Here is a 20,850-nt window from a genome sequence, read left to right on the forward strand (position 1 = left end):
GGAGCGAGCGGCCGTAAAGGCCGAGTTTGCTGCGAGCGCGCCCTCATCCGACCTCTTCGAGGCCACCTTGCCAGGGTCGAGCCACGGGTCTCGACCCGTCCTTCGGACCCCCACTGGGGAGAAGAGGGAAGAACGAAATTCACCGGCGCCGCCGCGCCGTCAGGGAGATGAGACAATGACCGAGGTTTTCATTTACGACCACGTGCGCACGCCGCGTGGCCGCGGCAAGAAGGACGGCGCCCTGCATGAAGTGCCCTCCGTCCGCCTCGCCGCAAAGACGCTGGAGGCAATCCGCGAGCGCAACGGGCTCAATACGGAAACGGTCGACGACATCATCATGGGCTGCGTCGATCCGGTCATGGATGCCGGCGCCGTCATCCCCAAGGCCGCCGCCTTCGAAGCCGGTTACTCCACGAAGGCGCCCGGCATGCAGATCTCCCGCTTCTGCGCCTCCGGCCTCGATGCCGTTAATTTCGGTGCGGGCAAGATCGCCCAAGGGGCCGACGACATCGTCATCGCGGGCGGCGTCGAAAGCATGTCCCGCGTCGGCCTCGGCATGTCCGGCGGCGCCTGGTTCATGGATCCTTCCGTGAATTTCCCGGCCTATTTCATGCCGCAGGGCGTCTCGGCCGATCTGATCGCCACCAAATACGGCTTCAGCAGAACCGATGTTGACGCTTACGCGGTCGAAAGCCAGAAGCGTGCCGCCCATGCCTGGGAAAAGGGCTGGTTCGACAAGTCGGTCATCTCGGTCAAGGATCAGAACGGCCTGACGATCCTGGCAAAGGACGAACACATGCGCCCCGGCACGGATATGCAGGCGCTCGCCTCCCTCAATCCGTCCTTCCAGATGCCCGGCGAGATGGGCGGCTTCGAGGCCGTCGGCATCCAGGCCCATCCGGAGATCGAACGCATCAACTATGTCCACCATGCCGGCAATTCCTCCGGCATCGTCGATGGCGCCAGCGTCGTCCTGCTCGGCTCCAAAGCCGGCGGTGAGAGCATGGGCATAAAGCCGCGCGCCCGCATCAAGGCTTTCGCCAATATCGGCTCGGATCCGGCCCTGATGCTGACCGGGCCTGTCGACGTCACCGAGAAACTGTTGAAACGATCAGGCATGAACCTTGCCGACATCGACCTCTTCGAACTCAACGAGGCTTTCGCTGCCGTGGTGCTGCGCTACATGCAGGCCTTCGACATCGATCACAACAGGATCAACGTCAATGGCGGCGCCATCGCCATGGGCCATCCGCTCGGCGCCACCGGCGCGATGATCCTCGGCACGGTGCTGGACGAACTTGAGCGCCGCGACCTCAACACCGCGCTGGTGACGCTCTGCATCGGCGCCGGCATGGGCACGGCAACGGTTATCGAAAGGGTCTGACGATGGGCTTCAACACCGGCACGATCGAAACCGAATATGCCGAGGTCACCGAGCACTGGTCGCCCCGCGTCATCGCCGATCTCAACGGCCAGAGCGTCAAGCTCGCCAAGGTCCAGGGCCAACTGACCTGGCATTCGCACCGCGACGAAGACGAGCTTTTTCTGATCTGGAAGGGGTCGCTTACCATCGAATATCGCGACCGCCCGCATGTGCATCTGAGCGCCGGTGATTTCCATGTCGTGCCGAGAGGTGTCGAGCATAATCCGGTTGCCGAGGAGGAATGCTGGATCGTGCTTTTCGAGCCGTCGCAGACCAAGCATACCGGCGATGTCGTCACCGAAAAGACGAAGACCTTAGACGCGCAGCGCAGCCATTTGCCGGCCTGATCGGGGAGGAAACCCAATGACCTACACCAATTTCACGCTCGAAACCGATGCCGACGGCATCGCTCTCGTCACCTGGGACATGCCCGGTAAATCGATGAACGTCTTCACCGCGGAGGTGATGGCAGAACTGGACGCCATCATCGACGCCACGACCGCCGATGCCGCCGTCAAGGGTGTCGTCTTCACCTCCGGCAAATCCTCCTTCTCCGGCGGCGCGGATCTGTCGATGATCAAGTCGATGTTCAGCTCCTATCAGGAGGAGAAGGCAAAGAGTCCAGAGACAGCGGTGCAGAACCTCTTCGGTCTGGTCGGCCGCATGAGTGGCCTGTTCCGCAAGCTCGAAACATCGGGCAAGCCCTGGGTGTCCGCCATCAACGGCACCTGCATGGGCGGCGCCTTCGAACTGTCGCTCGCCTGCCACGGCCGCGTCGCCTCCAATGACAAGAGCGTCAAGATCGCGCTGCCTGAGGTGAAGGTCGGCATCTTCCCCGGCGCTGGCGGCACGCAGCGTGTGCCGCGGCTGGCGAACGCCCAGGATGCGCTGCAGATGATGACGACGGGCCAGTCGCTGACCGGCTCCCGCGCCAAGGCGATGAATCTCGTGCATCAGGTGGTCGAGCCGGATCAACTGATCCCGGCCGCCAAGCAGATGATCAAGGATGGGCTGAAGCCGGTCGCCCCCTGGGACGAGAAGGGCTTCAAAGCGCCGGGCGGCGGCATCTGGACGCCGGCTTCCGCCCAGCTCTGGCCGGCAGCGCCTGCGATCCTGCGCAGGGAAACATCGGGCAATTATCCGGCAGCGCTTGCCATCCTGAAATGCGTCTATGAAGGCCTGCAGGTGCCGTTCGATACGGGTCTGAAGATCGAGCAGCGTTATTTCACCGAGGTGCTGCAGACCCGCGAAGCCTTCTCGATGATCCGTTCGCTGTTCATCTCCATGCAGGAACTCGGCAAGGGCGCCCGCCGTCCGGCCGGTCACCCCAAGGCCGAGCTGAAACATGTCGGCGTTGTCGGCGCCGGCTTCATGGGCGCCTCGATTGCTTATGTCACCGCCGCCGCCGGCATTCCCGTGACGTTGATCGACCGCGACATCGAAGCGGCGACCAAGGGCAAGACCGTCTCCGAAGGCCTGGTCAAGGATTCAGTCGGTAAGGGGCGTCTTACGCAGGATGAAGCGGCCGCATTGCTCTCCCGCATCACGCCCTCGGCAGACTATGCCGACCTCGCCAATGCCGATCTGGTCATCGAGGCGGTGTTCGAGGATCGTGAGGTGAAGAAAGTGGTCATCGAGGCGGTCGAAGCCGTGCTGCCGGAGGGTGCGATCTTCGCCTCCAATACCTCGACCCTGCCGATATCAGGTCTCGCCAAGAATTCGAAACGTCCGGCCGATTTCATCGGCATCCACTTCTTCTCGCCTGTCGAGAAGATGATGCTGACCGAGGTGATCCTCGGAAGCGACACCGGCGACAAAGCGCTGGCCGTCGCTCTCGATTATATTGCAGCCATCAGGAAGACGCCGATCGTCGTCAACGATACCCGCGGCTTCTTCGTCAATCGCTGCGTGCTGCGCTACATGTCGGAAAGCTACGACATGCTGATCGAGGGCGTGCCGCCTGTGATGATCGAGAATGCCGCCAAGATGGCCGGCATGCCGGTTGGCCCCCTGGCGCTCAACGACGAGGTCGCCATCGACCTCTCGCTGAAAATCCTCAAGGCGACGGTCGCCGATCTCGGCGAAAAAGCCATCGACCCCAGGCATATGGAGCTGATCTCCCGCATGGTGGAAAAGGAAGGACGCTTCGGCCGCAAGAATTCCAACGGCTTCTACGACTATCCACCGAAACCGGCGAAGAAGTCCCTCTGGCCCGACCTCAAGACCTTCTACCCGCAGAAGCAGGCGGACGAGGTTGACGTCAACGTCCTGAAGCAACGCTTCCTCGTGACCATCGCGCTGGAAGCCGCCCGCACCGTGGAGGAAGGCATCGTCACCGATCCGCGCGAAGCGGATGTCGGTTCGATCCTGGGCTTTGGCTTCGCGCCCTATACCGGCGGAGCGCTGAGCTATATCGACGGGATGGGCGCGAAGGCTTTCGTGGAACTGGCTGAGAAGTTAGCAAGTACTTACGGACGTCACTTCAAGCCGACGCCACTGCTGAAGGACATGGCCGCCAAGGGCGAGACTTTTTACGGTCGGTTCGACCCCTATGCAAAGGTAGGGAAGGCGGCTTAGGCCGCCTTTTAAGCTGTGCCGCTCTTGCCGGGTTTCAAATGTTGAATGGGGCAGGTGGTGACGGCAATCCGTAATCGCCAAGCAACACACGCCTCGCTGTCACCCGGACCGGACCGCCTATGCAACCATCCACCGACATCCTCGCCTTCGCCGATCCATTGGAGTGGGAATCCTGGCTCTGCGTGCATCACGCAGCATCGACCGGCGCCTGGCTGAAGATCGGTAAGAAAAATCCGAAGAGAACTCTCATCAGCATCGATGAGGCGCTGGATGTGGCGCTCTGTTACGGCTGGATTGACAGCCAGCGCAAGGGGTTTGACGCGAACTCCTACCTGCAGCGTTATTCGCCCCGGCGCGCCAAAAGTCCGTGGTCCAAGCTCAATGTCGATCGGGTCACAGCACTCGCGGAAACCGGGCGCATGCGGCCCGCGGGGCTTGCCGAAGTCGCTGCCGCCAAAGCCGACGGACGCTGGGCTGTCGCCTACGCTCCACAACGCGATGCCGGCCTACCGGACGATCTGGCGGCGGCGCTCGCTGAGAACGCTGCCGCTGGCGCTGCCTTTGCTCGGCTCGACAAGACCGGCCAATATGCAATCGTCCTGCCACTCCTGAAGGCAACGAGCCCGGAAGTGCGGGTCGCCCGCCTCGGCAAGGCGATCACCAGGTTGGCGCAGGCCGAATAGACGGTTTCAGTTTCTGCAAAAAAACTCGCCCCCGGTTTTCCGCGCCACGCGGCAGGGAAAGACCTGTCCGCGGTGTCTGAAACGTCACCGATTTCCCTTGGTGCGGCCTTGTCACGGACACAATTTCCGATTACATATCCGCGCATCGATCTTGCTAGATGAACTTTGAAACGGCCTCGCGTCGTTCCTGGCGAACTTCCTCCAAAATCGGTTTTCATCGCCGCTCGGCATTTGTTCGAGCTGCATTCTTCTATGAACGATTCGAAAAGGATATCGTCATGAGCACAGGTACCGTAAAGTGGTTCAACGCAACCAAGGGCTTCGGCTTCATTCAGCCGGATGACGGCGCAGCCGACGTTTTCGTCCACATCTCCGCCGTTGAACGCGCTGGCATGCGCGATCTCAAGGATGGCCAGAAGCTGTCTTACGAGCTCGTCCGCGACAACAAGTCCGGCAAGATGTCGGCAGACCGCCTCCAGGCGGCCTGAGCCTATAAGGCTTTGAATATCATCTCCGGATCGTGACCACGGATGTACTGGCACGGTTCGTTGAGATAGCAGGGAAGGTCGGGTTAACCCGGCCTTTTTTTGTGTCTGGCAGGCGGATGCCGTGCCTTATCCGCTCGGTTTCCCAAGACATGCCGTGGTGAGTTATTCAGCCGCGGGACGCCTCATCCGCCTCCAGCATATCCATGACTCGGGCCATCACCGCCCGCGCCGCATCGAGTTCGGCTGACGTGAAGGCGCCGCCCAGCCCGTCGGCCCATCCGGCTTGCGCGATCTCGATGACGCCGAGCCGCGCCGCCCCTTCTTCCGTCAGCCGCACCAGCTTGGCGCGCTGGTGCTGCGGGTTGTCGGCATAGGCGATCAGTCCTTCATTCTCCAGCACATCGGTAAGCCGCTGCACGCCCTGGCGGGCGACGCCGAGCGCGCGGGCGATCTGCGCGACCGACATGCCGCCGCGTCGTGCCGCCGCCAGCACCTGCCAGCGCGCGCTGGTTTGCCCTGCCGGCTTTGCCAACTGGTCGCCCGCCGCCGTCAGATGCCCGGCGAGGCGAAGGGCGGTGATCGCAAAAGCGGAAAAGGAATCCCCCTCCATCGTCCGCTCCGGTCGATTTTGTTTGACAACATGTTGTCTATTTTGTATCTCATCCATAATGACAACATATTGTCATATCCGGAGACTGAAGGCAACGCCGAAGGAGGAGAGCGCCGTGAAGAAAACTTACAGAGGAAGCTGCCATTGCGGCAAAGTGCACTACGAGGTGGACATGGACCTCGAGGAGGGCACCGGCCGCTGCAATTGCTCGATCTGCGCCAAACGGCGCTATTGGGGCGCCAACGTCAAGCCGGAGGATTTCCGGCTGATGTGCGACCAGGCGGAAACGGCCGACTATCAGTTCAACACCAGGAGCGGCCATCACCGCTTCTGCCGCACCTGCGGTGTATCAGCCTATGGCGACGGTTATGTCGAAGCGATTGGTGGCGCCTATGTCTCGATCAACATCGCTTGCCTTGACGATATCACCCCTGAGGAACTGGCAGCACTGCCTGTCCGTTACTCCGACGGCAGGCACGATGCCTGGTGGAACGAACCGGCGGTGACGAGTTATCTTTGAAGCAATTCCAGCAAAGCTTCGCAGCAGTTTTGCTGGAATTGCGCAAAAGGAAATGCATCCCTGTCGGATCGTCCTCCTCCCCTTCGTCCTCTGTCCATAACGGAGAAGGAGAACGACCGTGAAAGATGAAGCGAATGCCAGGATCGAGGAAGAGGCGATCATCGCCATGCTGATGATGCGGGCCAAGGCGCTGGGTGAGAAGAACGCCAGCGACGCGCTTTCCTATGAGGCCGAGGATTCCGTCGAATTTTCGCTGGCGCCGCCGCTCGTCTATTACGGCCAGGACGAGGTGGATCTGCAGGCTTGGTTCGATACCTGGGAAGGCCCGATCGGCGGCGAGGTGCGCGATGCCAGACTGACGGCCGGAGAGGATGTCGCTTTCTGGAGCGGCCTCATGCGCATGACCGGGACCAAGACCGATGGCACCGAGGTCGATCTCTGGTTCCGCCAGACCCTCGGTCTCGTCAAGCAGGACGGCCGCTGGCTGGTTGCCCACCAGCACGCCTCGGTGCCCTTCGCCATGGATGGCAGCGGCCGGGCGCTGCTTGATCTGAAGCCGTGAACTGCATCCTCAGGCAGCGCTCTCCGCCACCCTGCGCCGGTCGGCGCGAATGCTCATCATCCCGACGCCCATCAACAGCAGGATCGCCGTCGCATAGATATCGGTCGTCAGCGCGTAGCCGGCCGATTTTGCCAGGAACCCGGCCAGGATCGCCGGCAGGCTGAAGGCGAGGTAGCTCTGGACGTAGAAGGCCGACAGCAGCCCGGCCCGCTCATCCGGTTTGGCGAGCGGCATGATCGTGCCGATCGAACCGAGGAAATTGGTGCCGAAACCGGCGCCGGTAAAAATCGTGCCGATCAGCAGCAGCGGCACATTGGCGAGATGTCCGCCGGCAACGACGGTCAGGATGCCGAGCGTCTTGGCCGACACGCCGAAAGCCAGATTGGCCGATGCCGTCTTGCTGCGCCTGAGATAGACGGCGATCGCCCCGCTTACCATCAATGCGGTGACGACGGCCCCGCCGGTCAGCGGCGCCCGGCTGCCGGTCGTGGTGGCGACCAAGGACGGGACCAGCGAGAGATAGAAGCCGGCAAGCGTCCAGTTGGCGATGTTGATCGGCGTCACCAGCGACAGCGGCCGCTTCACCTGCTGCGGAACGGTGACCCGCGGTATCAGCGAGCCGAGCGCGCCCGGCCGCGTGCCGCCGGTCTCGCCTATCAGCCAGATGGCCGCCGCCTGCAGCGTGAAGGCGACGAGCAGCAGCGCATAGATCAGATGCATCGGGAAGGGGCCATATTGGATCAAGGCACTGGTGCCGACCGCACCCACCGCCATGCCGGAAAGCGGCGCGATCGAGTTGACGATCTGTCCCTTTGCGCGGTCGACATCGACGAGCGCTGCTCCGAGCGAGGCGCCGGCGATTCCCGTTGCCAGCCCCTGCACGATCCGTGCTGCGATCAGCCAGCCGGGACCGCTGGCGACAACGAAGAGCGCCATGGCGACGATTTCGAGCACGAGGGCGAAAAAGATCACCGGCTTGCGGCCGAGATGATCCGAGATCGAACCGGCGGTCAGCAGCGCCGCCAGCAGCGCGAAGGCGTAGACCGCAAAGATCACCGTGATCAGCACCGGCGAGACGGAAAAGTTTTCCTGATAGATCCGGTAGAGCGGCGTCGGCGCCGCGGAGGCGCCGAAGAAGGTCGCTAGCGTCAGCGCATGAAAGCCGATCGAGGGGCGTGGCGAATTCTCGGTGGATTTGGCTGCGGCGAACATATATAAGCCCCTTAAAGCTAAGCCGTTGCGTTAGCTTATGTAGAGCTGGCGCCTCATAAAAGCAAATTATTTGCGTTAATAGTTCTATCAAAGATTTTGAACCAACGGTGTCAAGGGGCGAAAGTCGGGTTGCACGCATGACAGTCAAAGAGAACCTCCGTCCGGGCGGCAGAAGCGCCCGGGTTCAGGCATCGGTGCACAAGGCAGTCCGTGAGCTGCTGGCCGAGATGAGCCGCGCTGAGGTGACGATCCCGCTGATCGCCGGCAAGGCGGGGGTGACGCCGTCGACCATCTATCGCCGCTGGGGCGACCTGCAACAGCTTCTCGCCGATGTCGCCGTCGATCGGCTGCGGCCGGATATGCAGCCGATCGATGCCGGCAGCGGCAAGGCCGATCTGGAAGCTTGGGCCGAGCAATATGCCGAGGAAATGTCCTCCGGCCCGGGCCGCGAGATGATCCGCGACGTATTGGCGGCGCAAGCGAGCGCAAATGCCTGTAAATGCGCTGAATTTACCCGTCAGCAGGTCGGTCTCATCGCCGAGAGGGCGAGGGCCCGCGGCGAGGCCTTTCCGGATGTCGAGCGCGTCATGGATCAGGTCGTGGCGCCGATCATGTACCGCATCCTGTTCGGCGATGTGCCGGATGCAGCGCGCGTGCGCGATCTCGTCTCGCGCGTCATGGGCGCGGCGCTTTAAGCGTGCCTTTTACTCTGCGGCTGCGCGCTTGAGGCCGGAAATCTGGGTGATATAGGCGCGCAGCGCCGCCGGCCGCACCGGCTTGTGCTGAACGGCGATGCCGTATCGCTCGGCCTCGCTGCGCACCTCCGGCGTGCGGTCGGCCGTGATCAGCAAAGCGGGGATATCGGCGCCGAACTGCCGGCGCAGATGCAGGATGGCGGCAATGCCGGTGCCGTCGCCGAGATGATAATCGGCGATGACGATATCAGGCGCTCCCTCCTGGCCATCGACGGCGGTGACGTCGGCGAGGCAATCCAGCGCCTCCACCTCGCAGCCCCAGCCGCTGATCAACAGCCGCATGCCTTCGAGGATCTTCGGCTCATTGTCGATGCAGAGGATCTTCAACCCGCTCAACGGCTGCCCCGCACGGTCGGCAGGCGTGATTGCCGCCGTGGCCGCGGCCGGGCGCGAGACGTCGAGCGGCATGGCGATACGGAATTCCGTGCCCTTGCCATGCGTCGACTGCAGCTCGACCGGATGGTTGAGCACGCGGGCGATGCGGTCGACGATCGAAAGGCCGAGCCCGAGGCCGGAAGCAGTCTTCGCGCCTTCGTCCAGCCGCGCAAATTCCTTGAACACCGTGCGGAATTTCGACGGCGGAATGCCGATGCCTGAATCGATCACCTGGATGATCACCTGGTTGCCGCGCCGCCGCGCTCCGACCAGCACCTTGCCTGAGATCGTGTATTTGATGGCGTTGGAAACCAGGTTCTGCACCAGCCGGCGCAGAAGATTGGGGTCGGAGCGGACCCTGAGCGACGTCGGCATCACTACCAGCTTCAGCTGCTTTTCGCGGGCGATCGGCGCGAAATCGGTCTGGATACGCTCCAGCAGGTCGGAGAGCGCGACGGAGGCGAGCCGCGGCCGCATGGCGCCGGTATCGAGCCTGGAGATATCGAGCACGGCCCCGAGAATGGTCTCGACCGATTCCAAAGCGGAATCGATGTTGCGCACGATCGGGCTGTTCTCGGATTGCGCCATGCGTTCGACCAGTGCCGAGGAATAGAGCCTGGCGGCATTGAGCGGCTGCAGGATATCGTGGCCGGCGGCGGCGAAAAAGCGTGTCTTGCCGATATTCGCCTCGTCGGCGGCGGCGCGTGCCTCGCCGAGTTCGCGGTTGACCCGGGTAAGCTCGGCCGTGCGTTCGGCGACGCGCTGTTCCAGCGTCTCATTCGCCTGTTTCAGTGCCTGGTCGGCGCTGACGCGCTGGGTGATATCGGTGAAGGTGGCGACGATGCCCTTGTCCGGCATCGCATTGGAGCGCACCTCGATGATCCGCTCGCCGCCGCCGAGCACCAGTGAAAAGGGTTTGTCGAGCGTCAGGAAATGCCGCACCGTCTGGCTGAGATCGCCGGGCGCGATGTCGCCGCGCTGGCTGAGCGTGGTGACGATATCGGATAAGGGGAAACCAACCTGGCCGGCACTTTCCGGCAGATCCAGCAATTGCCGGAAGCGCCGGTTCCAGATCGTCAGCCGGTTGGAACTGTCGAAGACGGCAATGCCCTGGTCCATCTGCGATAGTGCCGTCTGCAGCATGTCCTGGTTATATTGCAGGGCCTCGCTCGCCTGATCGAGCAGCCAGGCCGTGTCGGAAGAGGCATCCTCGATCTTCTGCAGGATCAACGACAGCACCAGCCGGGCCGAGGACGAGCCGATGGCGCTGCCGAGCAGCTGTTCGCTGAAATGGATGAGCGCCATGTCGGCCGGCTGCTCGTCCTCCAGCTTGCGGCCGGAGCCTTGTTCGTAAGTCGTGAACGAGCGCTGCATGCGTTCTTCGCCGAGATAGCGTGAGATCGCCGCCTTGAGATCGCCGACGCTGATGCGGGTCTTCCAGCCGCGCGTGGCAAATTGCGAGCGCGAATGCCGCTTGACGAAGATGCCGGCCTGAATGCGTTCCAGCGGCTTGGCGTTGCGGGTGAGCGAGCCGACGACGAAGAAGGCGGTGTTGACGAGCAGGCTCATCGACGTCGCATTGACCAGCGGATCGGCGTCGGCTGCGGTGAATAGCGAGGTCCCGGGAAAGATGAAGCCGAGTACCGCACTCGCCACATACGAATAATCAGGCCCGCCGAGCGAGGGCAGGAACAGCAGGTAGACCCAGATGACGAAGCCGGAGGTCAGTCCGAGGATCGCGCCGCGCGCGTTCGCCCGTCGCCAGATCAGCCCGCCGAACAGCGCTGGGGCGATTTGCGCGATCGCGGCAAAGGAAAGAAGGCCGATCGAGGCAAGGCCTGCGGTGCTGTCGGTCGAACGGTAATAGGCGTAGCCGAACAGCAGCACGGCGAAAATGGCGCTGCGGCGGATATTGAGCAGCGTCTTGGCAAAATCGTCGCGCTGGCTGGCGCGGCCGGCGAGTTTGCGCCTGAGGAAGATCGGCATGATGATGTCGTTCGACACCATGATCGACAGCGCGACGGAATCGACGATGACCATTGCCGTTGCGGCGGAGAAACCGCCGATGAAGATGATCAGCGAAATGACGGGCATCTGGCCGGCAAGCGGCAGTGACAGCATGTAGAAATCGGCATTGCCGGTGCCGCCGAAGGTCAGCAGCCCGCCGATCGCCACCGGCAGCACGAAAAGATTGATTGATATGAGATAGCTGGGAAACAGGAAGCCTGCGAGTTTCAGCTGTTTCGGGGTTCGGTTTTCGACAACCGTCACGTGGAATTGCCGCGGCAGCAGGATGATCGCGAAAGCCGACAAGATGATCAGGGTGATCCAGCGGCTGATCGGCGTATGGTAGCTGAGCGCCGACATGACCAGCTCATTGTCGACGGTCTTGCGCCAGAGATCAGTCGGGCCATCGAAGAGAAACCAGATGACGCAGACGCCCGCCGTCAGGAAGGCGACGAGCTTGACGACGGATTCCATCGAGACGGCGAGGATCAGCCCATCCTGATGCTCCGTCGCATCCGTATGCCGCGTGCCGAACATGATGGCGAAGCAGGCAAGCACCAGCGTTGCGACGAGCGGCAGGTCGAGGAAATAGAGATTGCCGCTGCCGATGCCGTAATCGGACGGATTGACCATGGCGCTGACCGTGCTCGAGATCGCCTTGAGCTGCAGCGCGATATAAGGAATGGCGCCGATCAGCGAGATCAGGGCGACGATCGTGGCAACCGTCGGGTTCTTGCCGTAGCGCGCGGCGACAAAATCGGCGACCGAGGTGAGCTTCTCCGCCTTGGCGAGCTCGATGATGCGGCGAAGCAACGGCATGCCGAGCGTGAAGACCAGGATGGGGCCGATATAGATGCCGGCAAATTCCAGGCCGCGCTGCGCCGCAAGCCCGACGCTGCCGAAATAGGTCCAGGAGGTGCAGTAGATCGCAAGGCTCAGCGCATAGACCACCGGCCATCCGCCTTCCAGCGTGCCCCGGCCGCGGTCGAGCGCACCCGGGCTGCGGTTCTTGCGGTCGCCATAGCTCGCCACGGCGAAAAGCAGGAGCAGATAGCCGAAGGCAGACGCGAATATGACCCAGCCTGGAAGCATTGACCCTCCGCCGGCGGAAAACCCGCCGGGACCTCCCGCAACGTGGGTCAGCTTAAGTTATTTCAGACACTTTGAGAATTCCCGCCGGTCTAGGCCTTAAGTCAAAGACCGCACGGGGTATCCCCGAATAATTGCGATTGCCGATTGATTAATTGCAATGAAGATGTAGCTAATAAAAACAATTGTATCAAAGGGAGACGGATCCGATGCTCAATGAGTTCAAGGCCTTTATCGCCCGCGGCAATGTCATGGATCTTGCGGTCGGCGTCATCATCGGCGGCGCCTTCGGTGGCATCGTCAAATCTTTGGTGGATGACCTCATTATGCCGATCGTCGGCGCCATTTTCGGCGGTTTCGATTTTTCGAATTACTTTCTCCCACTGTCGTCGGCCGTCAACGCACAGTCGCTCGCCGCCGCCCGCGAGCAGGGAGCGGTGTTTGCCTATGGCAGTTTCCTCACCGTGCTCATCAACTTCCTCATTCTCGCCTGGATCATCTTCCTGATGGTCAAGGGCGTAAACACCCTGCGTGCCCAGGTCGAGCGCCAGGAAAAGGTGGCACCGGAAGAGCTGCCAGCGCCGCCGGCAGACGTTCAGCTACTGACGGAAATCCGCGATCTTCTCGCCACGCGCCCGACGGCTTGATCCGGGCTGGAGCCCGTTCGTTCCGGCCGGGCTCAATCATCACGAAAATAGATATGCCATCACTGGATGTCATGGGATTTGCCGGCGCAAATCCGCTATGAAGGCGGAAACCGGAGATATGCATGTCGATCGTGAGCAGCCTCAGCCCGCGCGCCGTAGCGGCGCCCGAAAGCGGGATCGTCGAAGTCGTCAATTATGCCCGTGGCCGCGAAGGTCTGCTGCCGCTCTGGGTGGGTGAAGGCGATCTGCCGACGCCCGATTTCATCAGCAGGGCGGCGATGGACGCGCTGGCCGCCGGCGAGACCTTCTACACCTGGCAGCGCGGCATTCCGGAGCTTCGCCAGGCGCTTTCGGATTATTACACCAGACATTTCGGAATCCGGCTTCCGATCGAGCATTTCTACGTCACCGGTTCCGGCATGCAGGCGATCCAGATCGCCGTGCAGGCGCTGACCTCGCCGGGTGACGAACTGGTTTACCTCTCGCCGTCCTGGCCGAATATCGCCGCCGCTCTCGAAATCTCAGGTGCGCGCTCCGTCGGTGTTGAGCTGCAGTTCGAAGGCGGTAAATGGGTGGTCGACCTTGACCGCATCGAAACCGCGATCACGCCGAAGACCAAGGGCATCTTCATCAACACGCCGTCGAACCCGACGGGTTGGACGGCCACGAAACAGGACCTTCGCAATATCCTGGCGCTTGCCCGCAGGCACGACCTCTGGATCATGGCGGATGAAATCTACGCCCGCTACTATTTTGCCGGCGGCCGCGCACCCTCTTTCCTCGATGTGATGGAACCTGATGACAAGATCATCTTCGTCAATTCCTTCTCGAAGAACTGGTCGATGACCGGCTGGCGCGTCGGCTGGATCGTGGCACCCCCTGAGATGGGACAGGTGCTCGAAAACCTCATCCAATATTCGACATCGGGGGTGGCGCAGTTCATGCAGAAGGGCGCCGTCGCAGCCCTTGATCAAGGCGACGATTTCGTCGCTGCCAATATCGCCAAGGCGGCCCGCTCCCGCGATATTCTCTGCGATGCGCTTGTTGCCACCAATCGGGTCGAGACGCTGAAGCCGGACGGCGCAATCTACGCCTTCCTGAAGATCGACGGCGTCGCCGACAGCCGCAAAGCAGCGCTCGACATCGTCGACAAGACAGGCGTTGGCCTTGCCCCCGGAACCGCTTTCGGTCGGGGCGGCGAACTCTTCCTGCGCGCCTGTTTCCTGCGTGACCCCACGCAGGTAGCGACCGCAGCCGAGCGTCTCTGCGACTATATCCTCAAGCTCTGAGAAGCACTGGACGCAAGAGGTATCGTGGCGGGTGGCCGGATCGATTTTGTGCCGGAATCGCCGGATTGATAAAACTCTAGCAAAGCCCGAAATCGGCCTCTAACCACGACTCCAAACATACCCGTTCAAAGCCCCTTGAAAGGCCATTCGATAAGAAAATTGGAAAGAAAAACCGGCGCCTGATGCCCCTGCTTATAAAAACGAAAGCAGGGATGCGGGACATGGCGGTTTTGGTGACGGGCGGCGCCGGATATATCGGCAGTCACATGGTGTGGGCGCTGCTCGATGCGGGCGAGGATGTGGTCGTGCTCGATCGCCTCTCCACGGGCTTTCGCTGGGCCGTGGCGCCGGCGGCGCGTTTTTATCTCGGCGATATTGCCGATCCCGACGTCCTGAAAAAGGTCTTCATTGAAAACGACATCGAGGCGATCATCCATTTCGCCGGCTCCGCCGTCGTCCCGGTCTCGGTCGCCGATCCGCTCTCTTATTACGACAACAATTCCGGCAAGACCCGGGCGCTTCTGAGTGCTTCGGTCAAGGCCGGTATCCGTACCTTCGTCTTCTCCTCGACGGCGGCCGTCTATGGTCAACAAAAGACCGACCTGCCGGTGAAGGAGACCGCCCCCCTCAATCCGGAGAATCCTTACGGCCAGTCGAAGCTGATGACCGAGTTCATGCTGCGCGATGCCGCCGCCGCCTATGATTTCAACTATGTCGCGCTTCGTTACTTCAACGTCGCCGGCGCCGACCCGCACCACCGTGCCGGCCAGTCGACGTCAGGCGCCACGCACCTCATCAAGGTCGCCTGCGAGGCAGCACTCGGCAGGCGCGACAGCGTCAATGTCTACGGCATCGACTATCCCACCCATGACGGCACCGGCGTGCGCGACTACATCCATGTCAGCGATCTCACGGATGCACATCTGAAAGCGCTGCAGCATCTGCGCAGAGGCAAGGGCTCGCTCGTTGCCAATTGCGGTTATGGCAGCGGCTATTCCGTGCTCGACGTGTTGAACATGGTCACCCGCCTGCACGGGCATTCCTTCAAGATCCATATGGCGCCGCGGCGCGCCGGCGATTCGGCAAGCGTCGTCGCAGACGCTTCGCTCGCTCGGCAAGTGCTCGACTGGAAGCCCAGATACGATTCGCTGGAAACCATCGTCCAGAGCTCGCTCGATTGGGAACTGTTCCTGTCGAACAAGAGCGTCGACGACCTGCACAGCATCCACCGGGCACTCGCCGCCGCTTCGTTCTGATGCTGGAGCCTGTTTACGGTCCCCGCGCCTGCGGGGGCCTAATGCCGTTACGTGAATAAGGAAAAATCAAGCTTTCTCTGGCTGGCTCTGGCCAACGGAAAAGAGAAGATGAAGAACTTTCTGGCCTCATTGCAGCTGCAAAAAGACAATCCGACGCTTCTGCTGGCGCAGTTCCAGGCCCTGTCGTCGCAGATCCCCATTCTCTATGTCCTGCTGATCATCAACGCCCTTGCGGTGGCGATCACCCACCTCAAATCCGCGCCCCTGTGGCTCTCGCTCTACATTCCCGTCACCTTGAGCGTCGTCTGCGTCTTCCGTCTCTGCTGGTGGGAGATCAGGGGCAAGGAAGACGTGACCGCCGAGCGGGCCTACAGGCTGATGAAGATCACTATAACAGGCGCCGCCATCCTGGCCGTCGCTTTCGGCAGCTGGGCGATCGCGCTTTACCAATATGGCGACGCTTCCCAGCAGGGTCAGATCGCCTATTTCCTTGTCGTGACAGGCATTTCCTGCATCTTTTGCCTGATGCATCTGCCGATAGCGGCCGCGCTGACCACTGTGATCACCTTCTCGGCCATGGTTGCGACCTTCATGTTCTCCGGCAATCCCGTTTTCGTCGCGACTGCCGTCAGCGGCCTCTTCCTGATCCTGCCCTTTCTCCGGGTGATCAACAGCTATTTCCAGAATTTCGTCGGCCTCGTGCAATTGACCGAGGAGCTGAAGCAGAAGCAGGCGGAAGCCGAGGAGCTGAACCTCGTCAACAGCCGCAACGCCCTGCATGACCAGCTGACCGGCCTTGCCAATCGTCGCAGCTTCTTTCTCTCGCTGGAAAAACGGCTGCAGAAGGATCCGTCGACGCCGCCCGTCCTCGGCATTCTCGATCTCGATGGCTTCAAGCCTGTCAACGACGTCTTCGGCCATGCGGCCGGCGATCTCGTGCTCAAGGAGACGGCCCGCCGCTTCGTCGCGCTGGTCGGCGAAGAGGGCATCGTCTCTCGTCTCGGCGGCGATGAGTTCGGTATCATCTTCCCCTGCTCGATGACACGCCAGGCGATCGCCGATCTCGGCCAGGCGCTCTGTGCTGCCGTCCGCGATCCCTACGAAATCCCCGACGGCTCGGTCCGTGTCTTCGGTTCCTGCGGCATCGTCTATCCCGATATCGGCGAGTACACGGCCGAGGATCTCTACGAGAAAGCCGACTTCGCCCTCTATCAGGTCAAGAGCAAGCGCAGCAGCGGTGTCGAATTCTTCTCGGCCGACCACGAGAAGATCCTGACCCAGCGCCACCTGATCGAACTCGAGCTGCAGGCGAACGACTTCGCCAAGGAATTGAAACTCGACTATCAGCCGATCGTCGAATTGAGGAGCGGCCGCGTCGTCGCTTACGAGGCGCTCGCCCGCTGGGACAGCGCCCGCTTCGGCCGGATCAGTCCCGAAGCCTTCATTCCCGCTGCCGAGCGCACGGCGGTCATCGGCCGCATGACCCGCATCCTCTTCGCCAAGGCGCTCGAAGCGCTGGCAATCATTCCACGGCATCTCAGGCTGTCCTTCAATCTCTCGGCACGCGATATCTGCGACCACGAGACCTCGATGGCGCTGCTTGCCATGATCACCCGCTCCGGCATCGATCCCAGGCGCATCGAATTCGAGATCACCGAGACGGCACTGCTCTCCGATTTCGACACCGCCGACCAGGTAATCACTATGCTGCGCGCCGCCGGCATCTCAATTGCCCTTGACGATTTCGGCACCGGCTATTCGAGCCTCAGCCATATTCATCGTCTCGGCTTCGACAAGCTGAAGATCGACAAGTCCTTCGTGATGAATTTCGATCGTGACGCCCGTTGCATGAACATCACCCGCTCGGTCGCCAATCTCTGCCAGAATCTCGGCATTGCCTCCGTCGCCGAAGGCGTCGAAAGCGGAGAGATCGCCGAGGGATTGAAGGCGATGGGCGTTCGTCTGGCGCAGGGCTATCATTTCTCGCGGCCGCTGCCGCTGGAACTTGCCATCGATTACGCCGCCCGGTGCGAGGCCGCAGCCGCCGCCCGCAATTCGCTGTCTGCCTGAACCAATCTTCGACCGGTCTTAAATCGACTGGAGCGATGCTGCATCGTCGGCTATTCATGTTTCAACAGGATGAGGTGAACCATGCAAGACGGCGAAGTCATCATTGAACGGCGGGGCACCGCGGGGGTGATCCGGCTCAACCGGCCGCGGGCGTTGAACAGCCTGACGCTGCCGATGATCCGCACGATCACTGCGACCCTTCACGACTTCGCCCGAGATTCCGAGGTGGCGAGCGTCGTGATGATGGGGGAGGGCGAACGCGGCTTCTGTGCCGGTGGCGATATCCGCGCCCTGCATGAAAGCGCCCGCGCCGGCGATGGCCTGGCGGCAAGCTTCTGGCGCGAGGAATTCCGCCTCAACCATATGATTGCCTCCTATCCCAAACCCTATGTCGCGCTGGTGGACGGCATCACCATGGGCGGCGGCGTCGGCCTGTCGGCGCACGGCCGCCACCGCATCGTCACCGAGCGCACGCGGCTTGCCATGCCCGAAACCGGCATCGGCTATGTCCCGGATGTCGGCGCCACCTGGCTGCTGCCGCGCGCGCCCGGCGAGGCCGGAACATGGCTCGGCCTGACAGGGCTCGATATCGGCGCTGCCGACGCGATCCACGCTCGCCTTGCCGACCTCCAGATCGCGTCGTCTCGGATGGGCGAGGTGATCGATGCTCTGTCGGACCTGCCGCGCGGCAGTTCACCCAGCGACGTCGATGCCGTGCTGCAGGCGCTTTCGGAGCCTCAGGGAGAAAGCCGGCTGCGGCAGAACGCAGCAATGATCGATCGCGCATTCCGTTTCGACAACGTCGAGGAAATCCTGGCAGCGCTTGCCGGGGAGGAAGGCGAATTCGCCGCCGAGACACGCCGGGTGATGCTGACGCGTTCACCGACCAGCCTGAAGCTCGCGTTGCGGCTGCTCAGGGCCGGCCGCCGCAGCGCCTCGCTTGCCGAATGCCTCGGCCGCGAACTCGGCGCCTGCCTGCAGATGCTTGATAATCCCGATTTTTTCGAGGGCATCCGCGCCGCCGTCATCGACAAGGATCGCAATCCGCAATGGTCGCCGGCGTCAGTCGAGGCCGTGGAGGCATCAACGGTCGAAAATTTCCTGAAACCGGCCGAACCGCCGCTTTCACTCTGAACGCTATCCAGTTATCGCCACATGCCGCGCATGCGGGCGCCGACATCGATGCGCACCTGCCGCGCCTGCTGTTGGGCGACGCTGCCAGATTTCACCTGCGGCCAGCTGCAGGCCTCGAAGAACTGCAGCAGCGTTGCCGGAATGAAGCGGCTGCGTGAGGCATAGACGTGCCGGTCGCCCTGCGAGTTCTGCCCATAGGTGAAGAAGCGTTGCGGCACGACAAGGTCGAGACCATCCCTGGCGCGGGTCATGGCGACATAAAGCAGGCGGCGCTCCTCTTCGATTTCGGCGGTGGTGCCGACGGCGAGATCGCTCGGTATGCAGCCGTCGACGACGTTCAGCATGAAGACCCTCGTCCATTCCTGGCCCTTGGCGGAATGGATGGTCGACAGGATGAGATAGTCTTCGTCGAGATGCGGCACGCCCGCCTGGTCGCTGGTCGCATCCGGCGGATCAAGCGTGAGCTCGGTGAGAAAGCGCTCGCGCGAGGCATAACCGCCGGCGATCTGCTCTAGCTGCAGCAGGTCGGCCTGCCGCGTCGCTGCGTCCTCGTGCAGCCGTTCCAGATGCGGCGCGTACCATTGCCGCGCCAGGCCGATTTCCGCCGGCCAGCCGGCCTTGCCGGTCTTCAGCTCCTGCAGCATCGAGACGAACATTGTCCAGTCTTCGCCGGAACGCGGCGGCGCCGGCATGGCGCCAAGAGCAGTAATCGGGCTGGCATCCTCGGCCATCAGGTCGAGCGTCTTCTGCGCCGTCGACGGCCCGACGCCCGGCAGGATCTGCATCAGCCGGAAGCCCGCCACACGGTCGCGCGGGTTCTGCGCGAAGCGAAGGGCGGCCAGCATGTCCTTCACATGCGCGCTGTCGAGAAACTTCAGCCCGCCGAATTTGACGAAGGGAATGTTGCGCCGAGTCAACTCGACCTCCAGCGGCCCGCTGTGGTGCGAGGCGCGGAAGAGCACGGCCTGCTGCTTGAGCGTGAGGCCTTCCTCGCGGTTGTCGAGCACCATGTCGGCGACGTAGCGCGCCTGCTCGGCCTCGTCGCGCACCGTGACGAGGCGCGGCCTCTCGGATGATTGCCGCTCGGTCCAGAGATTCTTGGTGAAGCGCTCCGAGGCGAGATCGATGACGGCGTTGGCGGCGGCGAGGATCGGCTGCGTCGAGCGGTAGTTGCGGTCGAGCGTGACGATATTGGCGGCCGGGCTGAAGGCGGCCGGAAAATCGAGGATATTGCGCACCGTCGCGGCGCGGAAGGAATAGATCGACTGCGCATCGTCACCGACGACGGTTAGCCCCTGGCCGCCGGGCTTCAGCGCCAGCAGGATCGAGGCCTGCAGCCGGTTGGTGTCCTGATATTCATCAACGAGCACATGGTCGAAGCGGCTGCCGATATCCTCGGCAATGACAGCCTCGCCGACCATCTGCGCCCAGTAGAGCAGCAGATCGTCGTAGTCGAGCACGTTCTGGCTCTGCTTGGCCTCGACATAGCTGGCGAAAAGTTCGCGCAACTGTTTTTCCCACGCCGCGCACCAGGGAAAGACGTCGCGCAGCACGAGGTCGAGCGCGGTCTCCGAATTCACCGCCCGGGAATAGATGGCAAGGCAGGTGCCCTTTGTGGGAAAACGGCTTTCCGTCTTTGAGAAACCGAGGTCGTGCCGGATCAGGTTCATCAGATCGGCGCTGTCTTCGCGGTCGTGGATGGTGAAATCCGGGTCGAGGCCGATCTGCTGGGCATAATCGCGCAACAGCCGCGCGCCGATGCCATGGAAGGTGCCGGACCAGGAAAGCGCATCCGCCATGACGCCGGCATTCGCACCAAGCACATCGCGGCAGATGCGCTCGACGCGCCGCGCCATCTCGGCGGCTGCCCGGCGCGAGAAGGTCATCAGCAGGATGCGGCGGGGATCGGCGCCCTTGACGATCAGATGAGCGACCCGATGCGCCAAGGTATTCGTCTTGCCCGAGCCGGCGCCGGCAATGACCAGCAGCGGCCCGGCAATATGGCTGCCGTCGATGAGCGTGCCGTGCTCGACGGCCATGCGCTGCTGCGGATTGAGCTTTTCGAGATACATCCAGCCGTCCGGTCGGGCTCCCGCAGAATCACTGGGGAATGATTAGATGTTCCTTGAATGTTCGCGATTGCCGTCCCTGTC

General features: G+C 62.3%; 17 protein-coding genes. 13 read left to right on the forward strand and 4 right to left on the reverse strand.

What is annotated here, in order from left to right:
- Window positions 1-175 precede the first annotated feature (175 nt).
- The 5 genes from U5G49_RS01135 to U5G49_RS01155 all read left to right on the forward strand — a co-directional run bounded on the left by U5G49_RS01135 (window position 176) and on the right by U5G49_RS01155 (window position 5,171).
- Window positions 176-1,384: an acetyl-CoA C-acetyltransferase gene (locus U5G49_RS01135; protein WP_193446764.1), complete on the forward strand. Its 1,209-nt coding sequence runs from the start codon at window positions 176-178 to the stop codon at window positions 1,382-1,384.
- 2 nt (window positions 1,385-1,386) lie between these two features.
- Window positions 1,387-1,770 (forward strand): cupin domain-containing protein, encoded by a 384-nt coding sequence (locus U5G49_RS01140; RefSeq protein WP_017990215.1) that lies wholly within the window; start codon window positions 1,387-1,389, stop codon window positions 1,768-1,770.
- Between the two features lie 16 nt (window positions 1,771-1,786).
- Window positions 1,787-4,000 carry a 3-hydroxyacyl-CoA dehydrogenase NAD-binding domain-containing protein gene (locus tag U5G49_RS01145; protein WP_193446765.1) on the forward strand — a complete coding sequence of 738 codons (2,214 nt, stop codon included), beginning with the start codon at window positions 1,787-1,789 and terminating at the stop codon, window positions 3,998-4,000.
- A gap of 119 nt (window positions 4,001-4,119) precedes the next feature.
- Window positions 4,120-4,683 (forward strand): YdeI/OmpD-associated family protein, encoded by a 564-nt coding sequence (locus U5G49_RS01150; protein ID WP_193446766.1) that lies wholly within the window; start codon window positions 4,120-4,122, stop codon window positions 4,681-4,683.
- A 278-nt stretch (window positions 4,684-4,961) separates the two neighbouring features.
- Window positions 4,962-5,171: a cold-shock protein gene (locus U5G49_RS01155; RefSeq protein WP_003545273.1), complete on the forward strand. Its 210-nt coding sequence runs from the start codon at window positions 4,962-4,964 to the stop codon at window positions 5,169-5,171.
- 166 nt (window positions 5,172-5,337) lie between these two features.
- On the opposite strand, the gene U5G49_RS01160 is transcribed toward U5G49_RS01155, so the two are convergent.
- Entirely contained in the window at window positions 5,338-5,838 is a 501-nt protein-coding gene (locus U5G49_RS01160; RefSeq protein ID WP_193446767.1) for a MarR family winged helix-turn-helix transcriptional regulator, read from the reverse strand.
- Window positions 5,839-5,896: 58 nt separating this feature from the next.
- On the opposite strand from U5G49_RS01160, the gene U5G49_RS01165 reads away from it, so the two are divergent.
- Window positions 5,897-6,301 (forward strand): GFA family protein, encoded by a 405-nt coding sequence (locus U5G49_RS01165; RefSeq protein ID WP_130750709.1) that lies wholly within the window; start codon window positions 5,897-5,899, stop codon window positions 6,299-6,301.
- A 118-nt stretch (window positions 6,302-6,419) separates the two neighbouring features.
- Window positions 6,420-6,863, forward strand: a complete 444-nt coding sequence (locus tag U5G49_RS01170; RefSeq protein ID WP_193446768.1) for a YybH family protein — start codon at window positions 6,420-6,422, stop codon at window positions 6,861-6,863.
- 9 nt (window positions 6,864-6,872) lie between these two features.
- Here the strand turns inward: U5G49_RS01170 and U5G49_RS01175 are convergent, their stop codons facing one another.
- The gene (locus tag U5G49_RS01175) at window positions 6,873-8,075 is read right to left on the reverse strand and encodes an MFS transporter (RefSeq protein ID WP_193446769.1); all 1,203 of its coding nucleotides are present in this window, start codon (window positions 8,073-8,075) and stop codon (window positions 6,873-6,875) included.
- A 137-nt stretch (window positions 8,076-8,212) separates the two neighbouring features.
- On the opposite strand from U5G49_RS01175, the gene U5G49_RS01180 reads away from it, so the two are divergent.
- On the forward strand, window positions 8,213-8,770 hold the full coding sequence (locus U5G49_RS01180) for a TetR/AcrR family transcriptional regulator (RefSeq protein ID WP_130750713.1): 558 nt from the start codon (window positions 8,213-8,215) through the stop codon (window positions 8,768-8,770).
- Between the two features lie 9 nt (window positions 8,771-8,779).
- Here U5G49_RS01180 and U5G49_RS01185 read toward each other — a convergent pair whose 3' ends face one another.
- Complete coding sequence (locus tag U5G49_RS01185; protein ID WP_193446770.1) at window positions 8,780-12,304, reverse strand: hybrid sensor histidine kinase/response regulator; 3,525 nt, start codon at window positions 12,302-12,304, stop codon at window positions 8,780-8,782.
- 206 nt (window positions 12,305-12,510) lie between these two features.
- On the opposite strand from U5G49_RS01185, the gene mscL reads away from it, so the two are divergent.
- The 5 genes from mscL (at window position 12,511) to U5G49_RS01210 (ending at window position 18,697) form a co-directional block, all read left to right on the forward strand.
- Window positions 12,511-12,948 carry a large conductance mechanosensitive channel protein MscL gene (mscL, locus tag U5G49_RS01190; RefSeq protein ID WP_012755977.1) on the forward strand — a complete coding sequence of 146 codons (438 nt, stop codon included), beginning with the start codon at window positions 12,511-12,513 and terminating at the stop codon, window positions 12,946-12,948.
- 122 nt (window positions 12,949-13,070) lie between these two features.
- Window positions 13,071-14,237 (forward strand): pyridoxal phosphate-dependent aminotransferase, encoded by a 1,167-nt coding sequence (locus U5G49_RS01195; protein ID WP_193446771.1) that lies wholly within the window; start codon window positions 13,071-13,073, stop codon window positions 14,235-14,237.
- A 221-nt stretch (window positions 14,238-14,458) separates the two neighbouring features.
- On the forward strand, window positions 14,459-15,493 hold the full coding sequence (galE, locus tag U5G49_RS01200) for a UDP-glucose 4-epimerase GalE (protein WP_193446772.1): 1,035 nt from the start codon (window positions 14,459-14,461) through the stop codon (window positions 15,491-15,493).
- A gap of 108 nt (window positions 15,494-15,601) precedes the next feature.
- The gene (locus U5G49_RS01205) at window positions 15,602-17,563 is read left to right on the forward strand and encodes a putative bifunctional diguanylate cyclase/phosphodiesterase (RefSeq protein ID WP_193446773.1); all 1,962 of its coding nucleotides are present in this window, start codon (window positions 15,602-15,604) and stop codon (window positions 17,561-17,563) included.
- Between the two features lie 81 nt (window positions 17,564-17,644).
- On the forward strand, window positions 17,645-18,697 hold the full coding sequence (locus U5G49_RS01210) for an enoyl-CoA hydratase/isomerase family protein (protein ID WP_193446774.1): 1,053 nt from the start codon (window positions 17,645-17,647) through the stop codon (window positions 18,695-18,697).
- Between the two features lie 11 nt (window positions 18,698-18,708).
- Here the strand turns inward: U5G49_RS01210 and U5G49_RS01215 are convergent, their stop codons facing one another.
- Window positions 18,709-20,769 carry an ATP-dependent helicase gene (locus tag U5G49_RS01215; RefSeq protein ID WP_193446775.1) on the reverse strand — a complete coding sequence of 687 codons (2,061 nt, stop codon included), beginning with the start codon at window positions 20,767-20,769 and terminating at the stop codon, window positions 18,709-18,711.
- Window positions 20,770-20,850: the final 81 nt, after the last annotated feature.

It is taken from the genome of Rhizobium indigoferae, from assembly GCF_034554815.1.
In the GTDB taxonomy this organism is placed as follows: domain Bacteria; phylum Pseudomonadota; class Alphaproteobacteria; order Rhizobiales; family Rhizobiaceae; genus Rhizobium; species Rhizobium leguminosarum.

What these genes read in the sequence shown, in the direction of transcription:
- U5G49_RS01210 (WP_193446774.1), top strand. Translation starts at nt 17,645, where the DNA reads ATGCAAGACGGCGAAGTCATCATTGAACGGCGGGGCACCGCGGGGGTG.
- U5G49_RS01145 (WP_193446765.1), top strand. Translation starts at nt 1,787, where the DNA reads ATGACCTACACCAATTTCACGCTCGAAACCGATGCCGACGGCATCGCT.
- U5G49_RS01175 (WP_193446769.1), bottom strand. Translation starts at nt 8,075, where the DNA reads ATGTTCGCCGCAGCCAAATCCACCGAGAATTCGCCACGCCCCTCGATC.
- U5G49_RS01215 (WP_193446775.1), bottom strand. Translation starts at nt 20,769, where the DNA reads ATGTATCTCGAAAAGCTCAATCCGCAGCAGCGCATGGCCGTCGAGCAC.
- U5G49_RS01135 (WP_193446764.1), top strand. Translation starts at nt 176, where the DNA reads ATGACCGAGGTTTTCATTTACGACCACGTGCGCACGCCGCGTGGCCGC.
- U5G49_RS01155 (WP_003545273.1), top strand. Translation starts at nt 4,962, where the DNA reads ATGAGCACAGGTACCGTAAAGTGGTTCAACGCAACCAAGGGCTTCGGC.
- galE (WP_193446772.1), top strand. Translation starts at nt 14,459, where the DNA reads ATGGCGGTTTTGGTGACGGGCGGCGCCGGATATATCGGCAGTCACATG.
- U5G49_RS01150 (WP_193446766.1), top strand. Translation starts at nt 4,120, where the DNA reads ATGCAACCATCCACCGACATCCTCGCCTTCGCCGATCCATTGGAGTGG.
- mscL (WP_012755977.1), top strand. Translation starts at nt 12,511, where the DNA reads ATGCTCAATGAGTTCAAGGCCTTTATCGCCCGCGGCAATGTCATGGAT.
- U5G49_RS01185 (WP_193446770.1), bottom strand. Translation starts at nt 12,304, where the DNA reads ATGCTTCCAGGCTGGGTCATATTCGCGTCTGCCTTCGGCTATCTGCTC.
- U5G49_RS01195 (WP_193446771.1), top strand. Translation starts at nt 13,071, where the DNA reads ATGTCGATCGTGAGCAGCCTCAGCCCGCGCGCCGTAGCGGCGCCCGAA.
- U5G49_RS01160 (WP_193446767.1), bottom strand. Translation starts at nt 5,838, where the DNA reads ATGGATGAGATACAAAATAGACAACATGTTGTCAAACAAAATCGACCG.
- U5G49_RS01205 (WP_193446773.1), top strand. Translation starts at nt 15,602, where the DNA reads ATGAAGAACTTTCTGGCCTCATTGCAGCTGCAAAAAGACAATCCGACG.
- U5G49_RS01140 (WP_017990215.1), top strand. Translation starts at nt 1,387, where the DNA reads ATGGGCTTCAACACCGGCACGATCGAAACCGAATATGCCGAGGTCACC.
- U5G49_RS01180 (WP_130750713.1), top strand. Translation starts at nt 8,213, where the DNA reads ATGACAGTCAAAGAGAACCTCCGTCCGGGCGGCAGAAGCGCCCGGGTT.